General features: G+C 62.7%; 13 protein-coding genes. 5 read left to right on the top strand and 8 right to left on the bottom strand.

The genetic code is table 11. The annotated features are described in order from the left end of the window. Positions 1 to 19: 19 nt before the first annotated feature. From FQ705_RS23425 to FQ705_RS23395, 7 genes are all read right to left on the bottom strand, one after another. Positions 20 to 979, bottom strand: coding sequence for a GDP-L-fucose synthase family protein (locus FQ705_RS23425; RefSeq protein ID WP_144144754.1), 960 nt, complete (start codon positions 977 to 979; stop codon positions 20 to 22). A 6-nt stretch (positions 980 to 985) separates the two neighbouring features. Next, complete coding sequence (gene gmd / locus FQ705_RS23420; RefSeq protein WP_144144752.1) at positions 986 to 2,104, bottom strand: GDP-mannose 4,6-dehydratase; 1,119 nt, start codon at positions 2,102 to 2,104, stop codon at positions 986 to 988. Between the two features lie 77 nt (positions 2,105 to 2,181). Further along, entirely contained in the window at positions 2,182 to 4,416 is a 2,235-nt protein-coding gene (locus FQ705_RS23415; RefSeq protein WP_144144750.1) for a polysaccharide biosynthesis tyrosine autokinase, read from the bottom strand. 49 nt (positions 4,417 to 4,465) lie between these two features. Beyond that, positions 4,466 to 5,605, bottom strand: coding sequence for a polysaccharide biosynthesis/export family protein (locus FQ705_RS23410; RefSeq protein WP_186307971.1), 1,140 nt, complete (start codon positions 5,603 to 5,605; stop codon positions 4,466 to 4,468). 68 nt (positions 5,606 to 5,673) lie between these two features. Further along, a complete protein-coding gene (locus FQ705_RS23405; RefSeq protein ID WP_144144748.1) occupies positions 5,674 to 7,059 on the bottom strand; it encodes an undecaprenyl-phosphate glucose phosphotransferase in 1,386 nt (461 codons plus the stop codon). A gap of 58 nt (positions 7,060 to 7,117) precedes the next feature. After that, complete coding sequence (locus tag FQ705_RS23400; protein ID WP_144144746.1) at positions 7,118 to 8,695, bottom strand: sugar phosphate nucleotidyltransferase; 1,578 nt, start codon at positions 8,693 to 8,695, stop codon at positions 7,118 to 7,120. Positions 8,696 to 8,786: 91 nt separating this feature from the next. Beyond that, positions 8,787 to 9,788 carry a helix-turn-helix domain-containing protein gene (locus tag FQ705_RS23395; protein WP_144144744.1) on the bottom strand — a complete coding sequence of 334 codons (1,002 nt, stop codon included), beginning with the start codon at positions 9,786 to 9,788 and terminating at the stop codon, positions 8,787 to 8,789. An 800-nt stretch (positions 9,789 to 10,588) separates the two neighbouring features. Between FQ705_RS23395 and FQ705_RS23390 the strand changes: the two genes are divergently transcribed. The 4 genes from FQ705_RS23390 to FQ705_RS23380 all read left to right on the top strand — a co-directional run bounded on the left by FQ705_RS23390 (position 10,589) and on the right by FQ705_RS23380 (position 16,268). Further along, entirely contained in the window at positions 10,589 to 12,898 is a 2,310-nt protein-coding gene (locus tag FQ705_RS23390) for a hypothetical protein (protein ID WP_144144742.1), read from the top strand. Positions 12,899 to 13,052: 154 nt separating this feature from the next. Then, positions 13,053 to 13,202, top strand: coding sequence for a hypothetical protein (locus FQ705_RS34195; protein WP_186307969.1), 150 nt, complete (start codon positions 13,053 to 13,055; stop codon positions 13,200 to 13,202). A 75-nt stretch (positions 13,203 to 13,277) separates the two neighbouring features. Further along, positions 13,278 to 13,730 carry a GDP-mannose mannosyl hydrolase gene (locus FQ705_RS23385; protein ID WP_144144740.1) on the top strand — a complete coding sequence of 151 codons (453 nt, stop codon included), beginning with the start codon at positions 13,278 to 13,280 and terminating at the stop codon, positions 13,728 to 13,730. A gap of 153 nt (positions 13,731 to 13,883) precedes the next feature. Continuing rightward, positions 13,884 to 16,268 (top strand): PIG-L family deacetylase, encoded by a 2,385-nt coding sequence (locus FQ705_RS23380; protein WP_144144738.1) that lies wholly within the window; start codon positions 13,884 to 13,886, stop codon positions 16,266 to 16,268. 26 nt (positions 16,269 to 16,294) lie between these two features. Here FQ705_RS23380 and FQ705_RS23375 read toward each other — a convergent pair whose 3' ends face one another. Then, a complete protein-coding gene (locus FQ705_RS23375) occupies positions 16,295 to 17,380 on the bottom strand; it encodes a glycosyltransferase family 4 protein (RefSeq protein ID WP_144144736.1) in 1,086 nt (361 codons plus the stop codon). A gap of 845 nt (positions 17,381 to 18,225) precedes the next feature. Here FQ705_RS23375 and FQ705_RS23370 point away from each other — a divergent pair. Then, positions 18,226 to 20,178, top strand: coding sequence for a hypothetical protein (locus FQ705_RS23370; protein WP_144144734.1), 1,953 nt, complete (start codon positions 18,226 to 18,228; stop codon positions 20,176 to 20,178). The last annotated feature ends 84 nt before the right edge of the window (positions 20,179 to 20,262 follow it).

Here is a 20,262-nt window from a genome sequence, read left to right as displayed (position 1 = left end):
CTGCAACCTGCCCGCGCATTTACACCTGCAATGCGGCGGCGGGTGTCGAGCCCGCGTGTGCTTCCAGAAAGTTCTGATACGTCGAGGCCAGTCCGTCCTCGAGGCCGATCGACGCGCGCCAGCCCATTTGCGCGAGACGCGACACATCGAGCAGCTTGCGCGGCGTGCCGTCGGGTTTCGAGGCGTCGAATACCAGATCGCCTTCGAAACCGGTGGTTCTGCAAATGCTTTCGGCGAGTTCGCGAATCGACAGATCCTCGCCCACGCCGACGTTGAAAAGCCCATCCGTCACGTCGTTTTCGAGCACGAACAGCGTGGCCGCGGCGAGATCGTCGACGTGCAGGAATTCACGGCGCGGCGTGCCCGAGCCCCACACCGTCAGCGACGGCGTGCCGTTCATGCGCGCTTCGTGCGCCTTGCGCAACAGTGCGGGCAGCACGTGGCTGCTGGTCAGATCGTAGTTGTCGTTGGGACCGTACAGATTGGTCGGCATCAGCGAAACATATTGCGTGCTGTATTCGCGGTTGTAGGCCTCGCACAACTTCAGACCCGCGATCTTGGCGATCGCATAGGCATCGTTGGTCGGCTCGAGTGGCGAGGTCAGCAGGTACTCCTCGCGGATCGGCTGCGGACATTGCTTCGGATAAATACACGAGGACCCGAAGAACACCAGCCGCTCGACCCGCGCCCGATACGCCGCGTGAATCACGTTGGTTTCGATCACGAGGTTTTCGTAGATGAACTCGCCCGGACGCGACGCGTTGGCGAAAATGCCGCCCACGCGTGCGGCCGCCAGCAGCACCACGTCGATCCGTTCGCTTTCGAAAAAGCGGTTCACCGCGGCCTGATCCATCAGATCGAGCTCCGCCCTCGTGCGGGTGATCACGTTGGGATAACCCTCCGCCACGAGGCGCCTGACGAGCGCGGAGCCAACCATGCCACGGTGGCCCGCGACGAAGATGCGTGCTTGTTTGTTCATCGCGGTTTACTCGTGATGTTCCAGCGCCGTGAAGCCGGCCAGCGTAACCAGTGCATCACGCCGGGCGATCTGATAATCCGAGCGCACCATTTCCTTGACGAGCGACTCGAACGAGGTAGTGGGCTGCCAGCCGAGCTTCGCGTGCGCCTTCGACGGATCGCCCAGCAGCGTTTCGACCTCGGCAGGGCGGAAATAGCGCGGATCGACCCGCACGATCACGTCGCCGGGCGACATCTTGACCTCGCGTCCTTCCACCTTTTCGACGATGCCGACTTCATCCACGCCCGTGCCTTCGAAGCGCACGGTCACGCCGAGTTCGGCAGCGGCATGCTGCACGAACTGACGCACGCTGTACTGCACGCCGGTGGCGATGACGTAATCCTCAGGCTGCTGCTGTTGCAACATGCGCCATTGCATCTCCACGTAATCGCGCGCGTGACCCCAGTCGCGCAGTGCCGAGAGATTGCCGAGATACAGCGTCTTCTGCATGCCGACCGCGATACGCGCTACGGCGCGCGTGATCTTGCGCGTCACGAAAGTCTCGCCACGCACCGGCGATTCGTGATTGAACAGAATCCCGTTGCAGGCGTAGAGGCCATATGCCTCGCGATAATTCACCGTGGTCCAGTACGCAAACAGCTTGGCGACCGCATACGGGCTGCGCGGATAGAACGGCGTGGTTTCCGACTGCGGCACCTGTTGCACGAGGCCGTACAGTTCCGAAGTCGACGCCTGATAAAAGCGTGTCTTGTCCTGCAACCCGAGAATGCGGATCGCCTCGAGAATGCGCAACGCGCCGAGACCGTCGGCATTGGCCGTATATTCCGGCTCCTCGAACGACACCGCGACGTGGCTCTGCGCCGCAAGGTTATAAATCTCGTCCGGCTCGACGCGTTGGATCACGCGCAGAAGGCTGGTCGAGTCGGTCAGGTCGGCGTGATGCAAAAAGAGCCGCTGATCCGGATCGTGGGGATCGCGATAAAGATGATCGATCCGGTCTGTGTTGAACAGGGAAGACCTGCGTTTGATGCCGTGTACGTCGTAATCCTTGGCGAGCAACAGCTCCGCCAGATACGACCCGTCCTGTCCAGTGATGCCGGTGATCAGCGCGACCTTGCGTTTCATGGAGCTCTCTCCTAAAAGAACCTGCGATTCCTTTGCCAAAGCATGGTTGAGCGCACCGCCGCGAGGGCGGCGCCCCCTCAACCGGCGATACTGTCGTAACCGTAATAGCCGCCTTGATAACCCGAGCCGAGAAACGCGCCTTCCTGCGGCACATCGGTGAGCAGCACGCCGCGCAGTCCGACACCGCCATTGCGCAGCCGCTTGGCCGTTTCCATGACTTCGTTAAGCGGATGGCGGCCGTGGCGCACCACCAGCAGGGTCGTGCCGGCATGCTTGCCGATCACCGTCGAGTCGGTCACCGCCAGCACCGGCGGCGTGTCGACGATCACGAGGTCGTAGTGCGACTTCAACTCTTCGAGCATCGTTTCGAAGCGCTTGCTCATCAGCAATTCAGCCGGGTGCGAAGGCAGCGTGCCCTTGGCGAGCACGTCGAGACCCGGCAGCACGTCGCGCTGGATCATCGCGCTCAGATCGCCGCCGCTCAGCACGTCGGACAGACCAGGCTGATGGCCGATACCGAAGTGCGAGTGCACGTCGCCGCGCCGCATGTCGCCGTCGATGATCAGCACGCGCTTGTTGGCCGAGGCCACCAGCGCCGCCAGATTCACCGACAGAAACGACTTGCCGGAATCGGGCCGCGAGCCGGTGATCATCACCACGTTGTTCTCGGCGTGATCGAGCGAGAGCTGCAGCGAGGTGCGCAGATTGCGCACGCCCTCCACCGCGATGTCTTCCGGCGCCTGCTGTGCGAGCACATGCAGACCACGGCGGCGCAGCATGACGTTTTCCTGCAGCTTGAGCTGATTCTGGCTGCGCGGCACCACGGCGAACACCGGTACGCCGAGCATGCTTTCCAGTTCGTCCGGACGCTCCACGCCGCCGTACATCGCACGCTTGAAGAAGGTCAGCATGATGCCGAGCACGAGACCGCCGCCGAGCGCGATCAGAATCGCGATCACGCGTTTCGGACGCACGGGTTCGTCGGGCGCTTCGGCGAAATCCACCACGCGCACGCTACCCACCTGGCCGGCTTTCGCCACCCGCAGTTGCTGCGCGCTATTAAGCAGATTCGTGTACAGCTCCGTGTCGACGTGCACGTCACGCAGCAGGCGCAAGGCGGTCTGCTCCGTATCCGGCATCACCGCGACGCTGCGGTTCATGTTGCTCGCCGCGCCTTGCAAGGCTGCGATCTGCGCATCGAGCGCCATCACTGCCGGGTGATTCGCCGTGAAGCGCTGTGACATCTCCGCGCGTTGCTGTTGCAGATCGAGCAACTTGGTCTTGTTGTCGACGATCTGTTGCAGCAGCAAGCGGCTTTCTTCGCCGAGATCGACCGTGCCGTGCGTGTTGCGGAACTTGTTGTAGCGCTGTTCCGCGTCGTCGAGTTCCTTGCGCAAGCCCGGCAATTGCTGGTCGAGGAAGGCCAGCATGTGCTCGGCTTCGGTCGAACGGCTTTCCACGTCCTGACGCACGAACTCGCGCGCCATGCTGTTGACGATCGCCGCGGTCAGGCCGGCGTCGCCGCCTTCGAGACTCGCGCGGATCACGCCGGATTGCAGCGTGGTTTCCTGCACGACCATGGCCTTCTGCAACCGGTCCACCGTGCTCAGCGTCGAGGCGCGCGAGAGTTCGAAACGTGCGCCGGGAGGGCCGACCAGCTTGTCGACGTGCAAGGCGATCGGGCCGTCGGCGGTGTCCGTCTGCACGGTCTCGCCCACTTTGCCCGACAGAATGGCGATGCCGTTCTTATCGCGCAGCACGTACGACCCTTCGTTGCCCGCAATCAGCGTGAAGGTCGTGTCGTACATCTCTTTCGACGTGTCGAACTGCGACACCGTGATGCTCTCGTCACCCCAGGCATAGCCCGACAGGTTGATGAACTGCGGCAGCCTGAAACCCCACTGCCCGTTCACCAGCCCCGCGATCAACCCGCCGATGACGGGAAAATAGCGCGGCGCCGCTGAGATATCGAGGTGCAGCGTCTTGACGGTTTCTTCCGTGACGAGCCGCGACTTCAGCAACTCGATCTCGGCAGCGGTCGACGGTTTCGTATCGAACATGCCGGTGAGCGGCGGCAAGGAATCCTTGCCGTTGCCATTGGCATTCGCCGTCTTGTCCTCGACGTGAAAGAGCACGTCCGCGCGGTAAGTCGGCGGCGCAAGAAACGCGTACGCGCACCCCAGCGCGAGCGCGATCAGCGTCACCATCGCAACCGTGCGCCAGCCTCGCACGATCGTGCGCAGATAGTCGGTCAGATGAAGCTCATCCGGCCCAGACACGTCTGTGTAGCGGTTTTCGAAGTTGATTGCCATTTTGTTCACCCAACAAAGCCCGGCGGTTCAAGGTCAAGTTGCACGGTTGTCATTTCGCCAGTACGGCACCCGTCACAGCCGCATTGATCGCCGGCAGCAGCAGGTTCAGCACACGGTTGAAGCGGACCAGTCCACCTTGTCCCACGTACACAACGTCTTTCGGTTGCAGCTCGAACTGATTGGCGAGCACCATCGACACCGGCGAGGTCGCGTCGAGGTGATAGACCTCCGGCGTTTCGCTGGTCGAATTGCGGATCACGAACAACTGGCGTGCCGCGGCCGTGTTCGAGTCGAAGCTGCCGCTGTCGGAAATCGCCTGCGAGAGCGTCAGCGAACCGTTGCGCATCGGCAGGATGGTGGCGGGCTTGTTGACCTCGCCCATCACATACACCCCGCTGTCTTCGCGCGAGGCCACACGGACCACGTCGTTGGCTTGCAGGTAGATGTCCGACGGGTTGTGACCATGCTTGATCAGATCGTCGATGTTCAGCGGATACACCACGCCATTGCGGATCAGCACCACGCGGCTGCGATCGGCATTCGCGCTGAAGCCGCCGCTCAGGCCGACCGCCGTCGTCAGCGACATCGGAATGTCGTTGACCGACTGGGTGCCCGGCGTGCGCACTTCACCGTCGATATAGACCTGCGCCGCGCGGAACGAAGCCACCCGCACCGTCACTTCAGGCTTCTGATACACGACGCTCAGACGCTTGTGCAACTCCTTCTGGATCGCCGAGACGTCCTTGCCGGCCACGTGCACCGTGCCGGCATACGGAAACTGCACGTCGCCGTTTTCATCGATCAGGAAACCGGGCGCCGCATCCGTCGTTCTCGCATTCTGCGCAGGCTGGCCGAGCGCGGCAGCGAGTTCGGGGTGATCCCACACGACGATCTGCAACACGTCGCCGGGACCGACCTTGTACGCCGACGGCTTGCCGAACAGCGCGGCCGTCTGCGTCGACAGCGGCGCGGTCGTTTGCGCCTGGTTCATCTTGCGCAGCAGCGCGAGATTGATGTCGGTGATCGGAATCTGCTGTTGCGCATTCGGCTCCGTGCTGTAATCACCACCTGTGTCCTGAATCGCGGCTGGCGTCACCATTCTCTGACCCGGCACGATCCCGCAGCCGGAAAGCAGAGTTGCGGTAGCGAAAACCAGGAGACTTCCCGTGCGTAAACCAAGCGAGCTCATGATGTTTCCTCCTTGCGCCAGAGCGACTGTCCTCGGGGGAGGTAGCGCCCAGCGTGCTTGTTAACTACTTAGTAAGCGTTTCGATGCACCAGTCCGGCGACAATCGTCGCGCCGATGATCCGCATGTCGAGTGCGAACGACCAATGCCCCAGGTAATACAGGTCATGTTCGACTCGACGTTCCATCTTTTCGATGCGGTCGGTTTCGCCACGAAAGCCGTTGATCTGCGCCCAACCTGTGATGCCCGGCTTGATGCGGTAGCGATTGATGTAGCCCGCGACCACTTTCTGATAGAGGTCGTCGTGCTCGAGTGCATGGGGACGCGGTCCAACGACCGACATGTCGCCACGCAACACGTTGAAAAATTGCGGCAGTTCGTCGAGGCTCGTGCGACGCAGAAACGCGCCCACCCGGGTGACGCGCGCATCGTGGCGCGTCGCCTGACTGACGGTGCCTTTCGCTTCGATGTGCGGACGCATCGAGCGGAATTTGTAGATCGTGAAGACGCGGCCGTCGGCACCCTTGCGCTTTTGCCTGAAGAGCACCGGCCCGCGCGAAGACAGCTTCACCGCGATCGCGATCGCCAGCAGGATCGGCGCAAGGCCGAGCAAGGCCGTGGCGGCGAACAGGCGGTCGAAGATTTCCTTCTTCAGCATCGAACTCGCGGACAGCGGCGAAGCGACGAGGTTGATCGCCGGCACGCCGAGCAGATCGATCACGCCGCTGCCCTCGAAGAGCGCGAGACTGCGCACGTCGGGCATGAAACGGATGTTCACCAGATCGTCGCGGAACTCGCCGATCAGCGAACAGATCAGCGGCTCCTCGGTGAGCGAAAGCATCAGCCACAATTCGTGGACGTCGTTAGTGCGAATGTATTCGGCAAGCGCCTCGACCGTGTCGAACACCGGCACGCGCGAGCTGGTCACCGTCGAGTCGTCCGGGCGCGTGTTGTACACGGCGGTGGCACGAAAACCGGTGGTCGGCGCAGACTCGATGCGGCGCAGAATGGCATCGCATTGCGAGCCGCTTCCCACGATCGCCACCTGATGCAGATTCATCCCGGCGCCGCGCGCACGCGCCAGCACCGCATGCGTGATGAGCCGGTAAGCGATCAGCAAGCCGCCGGTCACCGCGGTCCAATACGAGAACCACAAGCGCGACACGAAATCGATGCGGTGCAGCGAATACATCAACACCAGCGCGCAACCCTGCACCATCAGCCAGGCGAGCGACACCTGGCCGGCCAGTGCGAGCTTCGAACGACCGCGCCATGACTCATAGACGCCGAACGCCGGAAAGATAGCCAGCGCGAAGGCAGCGGAAAACATCACGAGCGCCCAAAGAAACCCAGATTGAGCGAGGTAATCAAAGCGGATCTGCGACGCCACGGCCGCACCCGCCAACACCAACGCGACATCGAAAACTCGCGCGAGCAAATCCTGAAACTTGCGCATTTTGCTTACCTCGTTCTTGCCGTTCTTGTCCGCAAATGAGTCCCGGCCCGGTGCGTGCTCACGAGCAGCGGCCGTAGTTGTCGTTGAACCTCACAATGTCGTCTTCGCCGAGATAGGCGCCTGACTGGATTTCGATGATTTCGAGCGGCACCTTGCCCGGGTTTTCAAGCCGGTGACGGGTACCGAGCGGGATGTAAGTCGATTCGTTTTCGCTCAGCAAAAACTGCTCTTCGCCGCGCGTGACGAGCGCCGTGCCGCGCACGACGACCCAGTGCTCCGCGCGGTGGTGATGCAATTGCAGCGAGAGCTGCGCGCCCGGCGTCACGACGATGCGCTTGACCTGGAAACGCTCGCCATGGTCGATCGAATCGTAGAAGCCCCACGGGCGGCGTACCTTGCGATGTGCGTCGGCTTCAGGTGCGTGCTGGGCCTTGATGCGCGCCACCAGCCCCTTGACGTCCTGCACGTGCGAACGGTCGACCACCAGCACGGCGTCCGCCGTTTCGACCACCACCACGTTGGTGGTGCCCACGCAGGCCACCAGCCGTCCTTCGGAATGCGCGTAGCTCGACACCGAGCCTTCGAAGGTCACCCGGCCGCGGCCGGCGTTGCCGTTGACGTCCTTGTCCATCGCCGCCCAGACGGCGTCCCACGAGCCGAGGTCCGACCAGCCCGCGTCCAGCGGCACGACCACGCCGCTGGGGTTGGTGACGGCCGGCCCGGCCGTCGACTCGCTCGCGCTTTGCGCCGGGTCCGCCACGACGGGATCGACATCGGCCAGGCGCTCCATCACTGCGTAGTCGATCGAATCGGCCGGCGCCGTGAGGAAGGCATCCAGCAACGGGCGGAAAACCGCTCCATCGGTCTTGCCGCCAACGAACGCGCTTTCGCACGCCGCGTGCATGTCGGGTTGCAAACGCTTCAGCGTCTCGAGCCACACGCTGGCCCGAACGATGAAGATGCCGCTATTCCACCAGTACGTCCCTGCCGCGACGTATTGCGCTGCCAGCTCTTCCGCCGGCTTTTCGACGAAACCGTCGATCACATGCGCGCCATCCGGCAGACCCGCGCCGATGCGGATGTAGCCAAAGCCGGTGTCGGGACGCGTGGGCGGTACGCCCAACGTCGCGATCGCGCCCTGTTCAGCGTGACGCGCGGCGCGTTCCAGCGCGCCCTGCAACGCGCCGACATCCGCAATGGAGTGGTCCGCCGGCATGACGATGAGAATCGCGTCGTGACCATCCGCGCAGGCAAGCGATGCCGCCAGCGTCAACGCCGGGGCCGTATCGCGTCGTGCAGGTTCCACAACAAGACGGGCATCGACACCGTTTTCATGAAGTTGTTCGGCGATCACGAAGCGATGCTCTTCGCCGCACACGATGATCGGCGAGCGCTCCACGCTCCAGCCGGCCGGAAATCCGTCCATGCGACGAGCGGTCGCCTGCAGCAGGGAATCGGTCCCGACCACGTCGATCAGCTGCTTCGGATAATTTTCACGCGACACGGGCCACAGACGGGTACCCGAACCGCCCGCGAGAATGACCGGGACGATGCGCGTGCAACGCGCGTCAACCGCCCCGGCATTCTTGCCGTTCGGGTCGACCGATACGGCGCTCACCACTCCCTGAGTCAACATATTCGTAATCCTTAGAACCTTCACAGCCTGACGGGGAAAAACGGACCATCAGGCCGCGGCACACGCGGCCTGATGGCTGGCCCCGTCGACGCTATTCGCCGACCAGACGGCGGCTTTGAATCCGGAACTCGGTGGGCGAAATCCGCATCCGCTTACGAAACACCTTCGCGAGGCGGTCGCCATTGCCCATGCCGGTACGCCGTGCAATCTTGTCGACCGGCAATTCCGATTCGGTCAGCAGACTGCAGGTGACGGCGAGGCGTTCGTGCAACAGAAAGCTCGAGGGCGTGATGCCCATTTCCATCTTGAAGCGACGCAGGAAGTTGCGTTCGCTCATCGCGGCGAACTGCGCCGCATCGGCAATCGAAATCGACTGCTGACAGTTTTCCTGCAGCCAGCGAGCCGCAGCGCGCACCTTATCGCCGGGGCTGAGGCCACCGTCTTCGCCGAGCAGCGGCGCGAGGTTCGAGCAGGAATCGGCGAGCAGCCGCTCGGCGACAGTACGCGCGGTGGCGCTGCCGAGATCGCGTTTGATCATGGCAAGCGCGCTGCGCATGGATTCGAGACGATCGCCCGCGTCAGCACCCTGACTCTGGCTTTGGCCTTGTTCCGGCTGACGCACGGCCACTTGCTGCTGGCGAAAATCGCCGCTTTCCTTATTCTCGGGAACGTACGCGGCGTCGAGCAGCGTGCGGCCTTCCGCGATTGGCCGGATCATGCCGGTGTTGCGGCGCACGCGGCGCAACCAGGCGATCAGACGCTCGTCGCCTGCAGCGGCGAAGGCGCCTTTGCCACCCGCGACATACAGCGCGTCGAAGCCGCCGTAGTGACGCGCGTCGAGCCCATCGGTCCAGACCCGCAAGGCAGACGACGACGTCACCATGCCACCGTCGGCGGACAGAAACGACACGTCGTACAGCCATCCGCCCGAGCCGGACGAAGCGAGTTCGTTCGCGGCCTGGAACACTTCGGCCACCACGCCGGCGCCCTGTAGCGAGCAGTCGTTGAACATCAGTATCGCGATGCGGCGCATGCCCTTGTTCGGCGCGTGCACCCAGCGCAGCATTGCAGACTCCAGACTCGCGCAGGTCATAGTCATCCTCGTCAGAAAACGGATCTACTTTTCACCTTGAACGGCCACACAGAGAGGCCGGCTCTGTGCAGTGCATCATAGCCACCGCTATTCAAGCATTTAGCCGCCATGACCGGAAAAGCAGACATGTTGGCGTATGGACAGGGGGCTGAGCCAGTGATTTTCGGAACAAACGTACTAGCAGAACCTTTCCATTGAATTAATTTCCGATTCCGCATATCAATGAATTGGCATTCTGCGAATCTTAATGGAAATAAAAGCGCCATTTCGTTCGCCAGCGCACACATGCGCACTACTCGAAAACGCGAAAGTTACAATTTGATCCGCCCTTCAAGCCCATGATTTCAAGTGACTTTTACCTTGAACATCAGCAAAATGAGGGCACTCGCCTTCGGCTTCGCTTCATTCGGCGGCCCCGCTATCGCGCTGAATTTCTTCGGACGATATAAGCAACGGGCGGAAATGACTAAATCAAGCACCTAATATAGGCACTTTGCAGGAGGACAAAATTATTTAATTCATTGTTATTGGAACGCGGCAATATAAACCGGGCGCTTAATGTTTCAAACGTGAAACACGGATATAAGACAGCTTTAAGCGACCCGGCAATAGGTAGGCCAATGGCGGAATGTGTCGGTTGCAAGACGGTCCGTTTCCGCCAATGGTTTGCGGAAATGCACTATGCGGTTTCCGCAACACTTTGCGGCTTATGATGAATCGCGGCGGGTCTGACCTGGTGAACTAGCAGTTCAGCGACGCGCCATCGTCTCGTGGCACGCAGACAACTGGACGGGGAAAACATGTCGAATGTAGGCGAGCAACGCGCGTGGCGCACGATCGCTGCGTCATCGAGGAGGGCCGCGCGGCGAGTGTGCGCTGCCGCACCGGCGATGGCTCTGGCCATGCTGAGCCTGGGTGTGGCGTCACCCCAGGCGTCGGGCGCCGCGGCAGCCGCGGGCAAAGACAGCAACGCGCAATTCACCGCTGACGGTAGAAAGTGGGCACCCTGTGCTGCGGAATACGGTACCTGTCGCTTCGACGGCACGCGCGACGTTTTATACGGCACTGCAGCACAGCATACGGTGAAGACTTTCACGGCCAGCGCCGACTGCAACAACGGTGTCTTCGGCGACCCCGCACCCGGCGTCGAGAAGCACTGTGCGCTCGCATTGACTCCGGCAAACGCTGGAGCAACAGCGCGCGCGACGTCGTCGGCATCGGTGTCCGCGACGAACGGCGATGCCGCAGTCCAACCGGTTGCAAGCGCCACACCTGCCGATCTGAAAGCGCCGCCCGGACAAGGCCTGCGCTGCACCGCCCCGGCGTCGCAAGTACGCACTGCGGCGAACGGCGACCTGCTCGAAGCCGATACGCCCGGCGACGGCACGCGCCTATTCGCCGCAAGCAAGCCGTTCGCGCTCGTATTCGTCACACGTCCCACTCAGAACGACACGCTCAACTGGCAGATCCGCGATAGCTGGAATACCGTGCGCGCGAGCGGCCGCTTCCCCGTCTCCGCCGGCGCGACACTGTCCACGCTGAGTTGTGCATCGACGGTGGCCGGCTATTTCGCGGTCTCCGCGTCGCTCGAACGCGCTCACGGGCAACTCGAAGCGCGCGGCACGCGGCCCATCGGCATCGCCACTTTCGGCGTGTTGCCGGATACGGCCACCGCGTTGCCCGCCGTGCGCTTTGCCCATGAAGATCAGCACCGCTTCGGCGGCCAGGGCACCGCCTATCTCGCGCCAGGCCAGCACTGCTGCGACGGCGACGGCTACCGGCCGGTCTACACCGCGCTCGGCCTGTCGTGGGTGAACGACAACCGCAACTGGTATGTCGAGGAACCGAAAGGCCCAGGTACTTTCAACGCCGCGACCAAACAGCTGACGCCCTTCTTCCGGCACGGCGACATCCTGCGGCTGATCCAGCTCGACGGCATTCCGGCGTGGGCGAGTCCTACGGGCAAGGAAACGCATAGCTATGCACCTACGTCGCTCGGACAGATGAAGGACTACATGGCCAGGGTCGGGGCCGAATCGAATCGCGCGCGTATGACCTACTTCCCCACTCAACGCGACAACTACTATCAGGTAACCTGGGAACCGGACGCCGACGGCGGGCTGCCGTGGCGCGATAGCGACGCCAATTTCATCGCCATGTACAAGGCGGTCTGGGAAGGCATTCATCAGACCGATCCGCATGCCGTGGTGATGGGGCTCACGTATTCCTCGGTGCAAGGCAACGTGACGTGGATGCGGCGACTTGGCCCGCAAGGGGTCGGCCGCTATATGGACGGCATGAGTATTCACGGTTACTACGATATCGGCACGACGCCGTCGCATCCGCCTGAACGTGTCGCCGACACCGGCAACCAGGGCACGGTGCCTGGCGCCTTGATCGCCTCGATGCGTGCGCTGCGCCATGAAATGCGTCTGTACCTGAAGCCGGGCGCGCCGCTCTTCGTCACCGAAACGGGGATCAGCTACGAAATCGGCCAGTCGTACGGCAAGAATTATCCCGATGCCAACGTGCTCTATGCGCAAGCCGCGATCGTGGCGCGCACACATCTGATTCTGCTCGGCGAAGGCGCCGACATGAGCTACGTGTTCTACCTCGCCGACATGCCGGACGCCGCGCCGGGCTACGGGATTTTCTTCGAGCTCGATCATCCGACCGGCGCCTACGGGGCGACGCGCATCAGCCCGAAGCCGGCGGCACTCGCAGTGGCGGCGATGACGCGCATCGTCGACGGAACAGACACGCTCGGTCCGCTCAAGGGCTTGCCGGATGGCGTCTACGCCTACGCATTCCGGCGCCTCGGCGCGGGCAAGATCGTCACCGCGCTGTGGACGCACGACAACGACAAGTGGAACGCCAGGTCCGGTTTCGACGCGAGCCGGACAGTCGGGTATCGATTGCGGGTCGACGCGCCAGGCACCACCGGCGAAGTGACGATGCTCGACATGATGGGCAACGCCAGCGTCGTGCCGTATCGCGACGGCGTGGCAAGTCTGAAGCTCACGCCCTCGCCCATTTATGTGGTTTCCGGCAACGCGGATGTCTTCAAGGATGCGGTCACGACACCCGAGGGATACGTGGCTCGGCAGTGACGTATCGACGACGCGCTGGCGATTCCGCAGCGGCACGCGCGCGGCGCGATGTGACGATACTTCGGCGTCATGTGACAGGGCCCGAGCTTATTGACGCACATAGACTCCAGCCCTGAGCGAGGTAGCATGCCTATCAACACGGCGGAGCCGAACCATGAACGGCCTTGCATGGACAATGCTGGTGCTCGCCGCCATGATCGGGGCGTTTCTGTTTGCAACGATCGGCGCCGTTCTGCTGGCGCTGCTACTGGGGAGTGTGTCCGACCGGATCACGAAGGACGACGACCATCACCGCGAGTATTAACGCGCTGCAATTCGCACGCTGCACGCTGCACGATCCCGCCACGCTCAACCGATACGCCGACCCGCTGGAGATGACATGCTGACCGAGATCGACTTCCTGGACGTGGTGCGTCTGACGCCGCTGGTCGCCATCGACCTGATCGTCAGCGACGCGCAAGGCCGGGTGCTGATCGGCCATCGCCGCAACCGCCCAGCGCGCGGCACGTGGTTCGTGCCGGGTGGCCGCATCCTTAAGGACGAAACCCTCGACGCCGCCTTCGCCCGCATCGCCGACGCCGAACTCGGCATTGCGAAGCTGGCGCGTTCCGCGGCCCGCTTCGAAGGCGTCTTCGAGCATCACTACACTGACAACTTCGCCGGCGAGCCCGATGTGTCGACGCATTACATCGTGCTGGCGTATGCGATAACGTCTGGCACCACGGCTGCGCTCGGGCGTCCCGATCAGCACAGCGACTACCTGTGGCTGACTCCCGCCGAGCTGCTGACGCGCGCCGATGTTCACGAGAACACCAAGGCCTATTTCCGCTGAGTCGAAGCTCGTGCAACAGCCTGTTCAAACGTAAATCTGCGCATTCGCCAAAGTCTGCGTATTTCTCCGACGTCGTGTCGATTGTGAGCTCGCCCACGTGGCGCCCTCGCGCCATAAAGTATGATCAAGCCCACCGTCAGGGCTCGGATCACCATGCGATTATCGGCAGCCAGGTTCGTTCGCGATTCATTCATTGCGCTTCTCGGGTTTCTCGCTTTCACCGTCCTGCCCGCTACCGCGCGCGCGGCCGAATGCAGCGCGGGCAACCTGGTCACGGTGGTCGCCCATCTCGACGACGACCTGCTGTTCGTCGATCCCGCCATCAGCGAGCGACTCGACGCGGGCTGGTGCATCACCACGGTTCATCTGATCGGCGGCGCCAACGGTGCCGACTTCGCCTATGTGCTCACACGCGAGCGCGCCTCGCGTCTCGCCTACGCACGCATGGCGGGCGTGCCCGACGAGTGGCTCGAATCGAACGTCACGATTGCCGGCAAGCTCGTGCATCAGATGGTGCTCAAGGCGAAGCCGCAAGTGCGCCTGCTCGAATTGCGCCTGCCCGGCGGCGCCGTACGCGGCGGCCGCGTGCCGCTCGGTCTGCTGTGGGAGCAACACGCCACGCTCTCCACTTATCCGATGAACGCCGACGGCTCAGTGCGCGTGAAATACGATCGCGATTCGCTGTCGGCGACGCTGAAGGCGATTCTCGCGCCGGCCACGCAAATCTACACGCTCAATCCGGACACCGTGCCGTTTCTCGAGCATCCCGATCACATTTTTTCCGCCCGTATCACGCGGCACGTCGCGCAGACGCTTGGCAAGAGCGTGCCGATCGTCTATCACGTCACCTATCCGACCGGCGACTGGCCCGCCAATCTTCCCTCCGCTGAAGTGCAACGCAAGCGCGACATCGTCGCCAGTTATTTTTCAATCGACGGCAGCGACTTCTCGCATGTATTCGGCGAGTTTCAATGGGACGGCAACTGGATCGCACGCCGTTATGCGTTCGCCGATCTCAGCGATCATCGCGTGGCGGATTTTCAAACGCGTCCCGTGCAACTCTTCAATGCGGCCGCGAGCCGCTGTTTGACTGCGCGCGGCGCGGGCGAGGCGCCGACGCTTGCCGCCTGCAACGGTTCGAGCGCGCAGCAATGGCGCTGGGATCCGCTGACCGTGTACCCGGGCAATACGCGCAATGCCGCGCTCGTCAGCGTCGCGACATCGCAGTGCATGGCCGAGCGCGACGGCTATCTGAGACCGGAAACCTGCGATCAATGGGACATCGCGCAGCGCTGGACGCCGTGGGACTTCGGCCTCGTCTATACGCCGATGCGACATTGCCTCGGCGAGAACGACGGTAAGCTGACCATGCGCGGTTGCACGGCGCTGACCACGCGCTTTCGCTGGGCCACCACGCAACACACCCAGGCCAACGACCCGCGACTCGCCACCGCCATGTACGGCGATATTGCAGGCGCGGGCCAGCAGTCCGCGGTGTACGTGCAGCGGCAAAAAGACGGTCCCGGTTTCAATGTGTATGCCGCGGCGCTCGCGAAAACGGCGCACCCCGCGCTCTGGTACGCCAACATCGTGCCGTTCGATCCACGCGCCACGGCGCCGAGTTGCGCCAGCGACAAGCTATGTTTCGACAGCACGCGTTTCCTGCTCGGCGATTTCGACGGCGACGGCAAGGCGGACTTGATGATCATCACCGCGCGCGCAGGCGGCACCGCATTCTGGTTGCTCCGTAGCACGGGGGATCGTTTCGACGCACCGCGTCTCTGGCTTCAGACCAGCGCCGCATTCAAGCCCGAAATGGCGCAGCAATATGTGGCCGCGGACTTCACGGGTGCTGGACGCACCAGCGTACTCATTGCACAGAAACGGTCCGACAGCGGACTCGACCTCTGGGTAGCGTCGCCGCGTGGCGCGGAAGGGACTGCGCCGACGCTTTGGGCGCAAGCCAGGGATCTGCAGCAGAACGCCAATCTGTTGCCGCTCAAACCGGCGGGTTCGCACGCGTCATTGGTCGCGGTGGAGAGCATGGACGGTCGGCTCACGCTGACGCCGATCGCCAACGACGGCACACATCTGAACGTCGGGCAACGCAGGCCGCTGCCGGCCAGTATCGTCCCCGACTTCGTCAAGGTGACAGCAGGCGCCTTGCATGGCAACGGCAACGACGCGTTGATTCTGCTGACGCCGGCGCTCGACGAACAAAGCGACGACACGCTCGTCGACGTGAGCACGATCGACATGCGCGAGGCACCGGGTGCGCCGGTCGCGGCAGGCACTTTGCGCGGCCTTTCATGGGCAGATATTTTCCCCGCCTACGTCCGCGACAAAAATGGCAACGCGCTTCTGCTGTATCGCAGAGTCGATGCAACGTTGGGGGATTTCTATTTCACCGGTGGAGCGCCGGCGCTGACGCGCTATCCGTCTTCAAACGATGGACTCGTGCTCGGCGCGCCTGAGGAACTCGGCCAGTTGCCGGGGCTCTTCTCGGAGACCGTGCGAATCGATCGCCTCGCACCGTAGCGCAAGACGGCCGCATCACCGAGGCGTCACGCCGACACGCGCAGCGGTTGCACGAACTGACGCGCGATCGTCATATAGCGATCCGCCGTATCGTGCAGCGTGTATCCCGCCAGTTGCCGATTCGCACGCGGCATATCGAGCGCGCTGAGCAACGCACGGCCGTACGCGTCGGCATCGGCCGTGTCGACCAGATTGACACCCGCAAACTGACTGGCGAACCCGAAGGACGGAATCCGGCTCCCCACCACCGGAATACCCGAAGCGAGCGCCTCGAGAAAACCAATACTCTGCGCCTCGAAAAGCGAGGGCATCGCGAAGACCCGCGAAGATCGCAAGATCGCGGCGACGTCGGAACGCGGGCCGCATACCTGCACCTTGCTGGAGAGACCCAGTTGCTCGACCAGCGCCACCACCGATGCATGGTAGTCGAGGTCTTCGACGACGCCGCACAGAAGCAGACGCGCGTCGGGCTCGGTCTGCAGCACGCGCTCGAACGCGCGGATCGTATGCAGTTGACTCTTGCTCTCGATATAGCGGCCGAGCTGAACGATCTGCTTGGCCGGCACTTCAAGTGCCGGCACCGAAGCGCCCAACTCCTGTGCGAAGAGCGACGCATCGACGCCGTTCGGAATCACGACCATCGACGGATGGCGGCCGATCTCGCGCAGGTAGTCGTCGATATTTTGCTGCGACACGCCGATGATCGCTCTCGCGCGGCGCGACAGCAGACGCTCTGCCTGCTTGAGCGCACCGTTCTCGAAGTCGTTGACGCCTGAATGCATGACCCACGCAATCGGCGTATTGACCGGCAACAGCCGGACATAGAGTGCCGCGAGCGTGGCATGCGCCACGATGAAGTCGGGCCGGAACTGCCGCACCACGCGATACAGATGCAACAGCTTGCCCACTCTGCCGTAGCGTGCATTCGGAAAGAGACACGTGACGCCGGCGGCCTGAAGCTCGGCGCGGATGTCGGCGAAGTCGTCCTGCTGAGGCAACAGCGAGGTCATGCAGACTTCATGTCCGCCGCGCTGATGATGAATGGCAAGACCTTTGACCAGTACTTCTGCCCCGGACAATCGTGGTGCGTGAACCAGTTGAAGAATTCTCACGATTTATCTCTCTGGATAACCGCCTTTTTTACGCAGCGGATGGGGAGCCCGACCCCGTTTACCACGGTCCGGACAGTCGGTGTCCCATCTTCATCTATCTGACCCGGCGCAAAAAAAGCCGCGAGTCGTCGTCTCCTGAAACAGCGACAGTTCCGCCGCGAAGCCCATGTCGCGATGAAACGTTACACCGAAGGTCCAGCACTTTTCCGCCAACCCCAAGAGTATTTCGGCGCACCAATGCGCGCTATCGCCCATTTCTCAGGTGATTAGGCGCCAAACGATAGTTAGGCATCCGTTTCAAATTATTGCGACCCCATTTCAGAGTGGCGGATAAAGACTGGTTTCACCAGATGTTTCATTTGTTGAGATTAAAGCAATTAGTACTTTTTTATTATTCATACGTTACGACTCGTTACTTCTTTTAAACAGACTAATGCGTATTGTGGCGGTCGATTCTTCCCATTTGAGCCCTCCTTGCTTACAGAACAGTAAAAGATTCATTGAGTAGTGCCATGAATTCGCGCATTGCGATCTGAATCACGCTGTTGTGCAAGACGCCGGTTGTTTTCATCGTAGGTTCCCCGGTCGCTCGTTTCCGCCAAACGCGCCTTTGGTGCGGGGCGTTTTCGTATGACATGAGTTTCTCTTCAGAGAAATGCGCGAGGGGCCGACAACCCGGGAAGGCATCACCCGCGCGCAACCCAGGCGTTGCGCAGACAGGACGCCAGTACCGAAGCCTCGTCATCGGCTGGCTCGTTCACGAACCCCGATGTTCGCTCCCGCTCCCCACGCGCTTCGCGCGAAGAGCTGGACGATTCATCAGCCAACGCATAGCTGACAGATCGATGAAATCGCAATTACTTGTACTCTCCACTCTCTCCCTCGCGCTCGCTGCATGCGGCGGTGGCGGCGGTGGCGGCGCGGGCAGTACCGCGGCCACCCAGGCCAACGGTTCAAGCGGCTCGGGCAGTTCGAGCAGCAGCTCGAACGTCGCGGGCAACAACAGCACCAACAATCCCACGCTGAACGCCACCGGCAACTCGATCGCGGCGATGAGCTGCGCGGCGCCGACCACCTCGGCCGGTTCGGGCAGCGCCACGATTTCCGCCGACACGCCGAGCGCGGACGGCACACGCATCTTCGCCAATGGCAGCACCTTCCCGCTGACCTTCAACACCAACGCGCCGAGCGCCGACACGCTCAACTGGGCCGTCACCGATACGCTCGGCAAAGTTGCGGCTAGCGGCAGCGCGCCGGTGCCGAGCGGCTCGAAGACCCTCACGCTGAACTGCACCTCCACGCTGTCCGGCTATTTCGCCGCGACCGGCACGCTTGCGCAGAACGGCGGCCAGTTGCCGCAAGCCGGTACGCGTCCGGTCGGCATCGCCACCTTCGGCGTGCTGCCGAATCTGTCGGGCATCGTGCCGAGCGTCACCTATGCACGCCAGGAGCAGCATCGCTTCGGCATGCAGGGCGCGAACGACAACGGCCCGCTGCTGGCTGCACTTGGCATTTCGTCGACGATCGACGATCGCGAACTGTCGACCATGGAGCCGAACGGCCCGAACACGTTCAACCCGTCGGCCAATAATCTCGACGCGTTCTACAAGTCCGGCAACGTGATGCGCCTGATCCGCCTCGACGGCATTCCCGCCTGGGCGAGCAGCACCGGCGCGTTCCAGGACGACACGGGCGTGCCGACCGATCTGAACTACTACCAGAGCTACATGAGCCGGGTCGGCACGGAATCGAACGCGATTCGCGCCGCGTATTTCCCGACCCAGTCGGCCAACTACTATCAGGTGACGTGGGAACCGAACCAGATGTGGACCGACACCGACGCGAATTTCATCGCGTTGTACAAAGCCGTCTACACGGGCATTCATTCGACCGACCCGCACGCGATGGTGATGGGACCGGCCGACGCTTTCCCGAGCCTGACCACGACGCGCCTGAAGCGCCTCGCGCCGCTCGGCTTCGGCCAGTACATCGACGCGGTCGCCACGCACGGCTACTACGACGCGGGCACCTCACCGTCGCATCCGCCGGAGCGCTACGACAGCGATCCGTCCACGGCGTCGGGCTCGCTGCGTGGCCAGATGCGTGCGCTGCGCTCGGAAATGGCCACCGACTACCGCACGGGCATGCACCTGTTCTCGACGGAAGCCGGCATCAGCTACGACCTCGGCAGCGCGTACGGCCCGAACTATCCGACTGCGAACGTGCTATACGCGCAAGCCGCGGTGGCCGCGCGCATGCACATCATCACGCTCGGCGAGGGCGCGGATCAGACCTATGTGTTTTACGGCGCGGACTATCCGGGTGAGGTCGGCTACGGCACGTTCTTCGACCTGAACGACGCGCAGGGCGCGTTCGGCGCGTCGAACATCAGTCCGAAGCCGGTCGCGATGGCGATCAGCGCGATGACGCACACGCTCGACGGCACCACGACGCTGGGTCCGGTGAACGGAACGCCGAGCGGCGTGTATGCCTACGCGTTCCAGCAGGTCGGCAACGGCGCGGTGATCACCGCCTTGTGGGCACACAACAACAACGCGTGGAGCGCGACATCGGGCTTCAGTTCGACGTATAGCGTCCAGTACAGCCTCGCTGTCGATGCGCCCGGCACGAGCGGCACCGTGAAGGTGATCGATATGATGGGCAATGCGACCAGCGCGGCCTACAGCAACGGTACGCTCACGCTCAACCTGACCGAGTCGCCGATGTATGTCGTGTCGAACAACGCGTCGGTGGCCCAGTCCAACGCGACGACTCCGGTGGGATACGTCGGCATGTAAGTGTTTTGCTTCGAGAGATGTCCGGACTTAACGGATACCTCTCGTTCGTGCAGACGTCAAAACGTCAGTCGGCTGAAGGGCCGG

The organism is Paraburkholderia sp. BCC1884 (genome assembly GCF_900996225.1).
Lineage (GTDB): Bacteria > Pseudomonadota > Gammaproteobacteria > Burkholderiales > Burkholderiaceae > Paraburkholderia.
Note: the sequence above shows the minus strand (reverse complement) of the source record. Positions and strands in the feature narration are given on the sequence as shown.